The following is a 727-nucleotide window of genomic DNA, read 5'->3' as shown; positions in this document are numbered from 1 at the left end:
TGTGAACCCAGTTAAAGCAGGTGACACAGCAGTTACAGGTACAGCCGAAGCAGGATCAACAGTAGAAGTAACCCTTCCAGATGGCACTAAAGCATCAGCAACAGCTGATCAAGATGGTAACTTCAGCGTTCCAGTTAGTGGCTTGGAAGAAGGTCAAACAGTCTCTGTTACAGCGAAAGACGCTTCAAACAATACATCAACTCCAACTACAGCAACTGTAGCGAAAGCTGATGATAAGACAGCACCAGAGGCACCAGTTGTGAACGATGTTAAAGAAGGTGATAAGGCTGTTACAGGTACAGCGGAAGTAGGCTCAATCATTGAAATTACTCTTCCAAATAGTGAAACTGTTACTGTTAGGGCTGATGAAGCTGGTCACTTCTCTCTTCCAGTTGTAGGCTTGAAAGCCGGTGACAAAGTGACTGCCGTAGCAAAAGATGCTTCAGGTAATACATCAACTCCAACAGAGAAGACAGTTGGTAAACGTGATGTTAAGGAATCAAACGGTGTTAAAGTTCCATCATCTAAGACACCAGTTAAAGATACAGCGAACTTGACTGATGCAGAAAAAGCAAAAGTTAAAGAAGCCGTAGAAGCAGCGAACCCAGGATCTAAAGCAGAGGTAGGTCAAGACGGAACAACAACAGTAACATTCCCAGATGGCTCAACAGCAACACTTACAGGTGATCAAACTGTTAAGACTGCAGATTCAAACGGTGTTCAAGCT

Annotated in this window: 1 protein-coding gene; it reads left to right on the top strand. The window is 43.9% G+C overall.

Features of this window, described 5'->3' with window-relative positions; genetic code table 11:
* The coding region (locus ADH81_RS05185; RefSeq protein WP_239682085.1) for an Ig-like domain-containing protein at positions 1 to 727 on the top strand (727 nt) is incomplete at both ends.

Source organism: Streptococcus pseudopneumoniae, from assembly GCF_001072925.1.
In the GTDB taxonomy this organism is placed as follows: Bacteria; Bacillota; Bacilli; order Lactobacillales; family Streptococcaceae; genus Streptococcus; species Streptococcus pseudopneumoniae_Q.
Note: the sequence above shows the minus strand (reverse complement) of the source record. Positions and strands in the feature narration are given on the sequence as shown.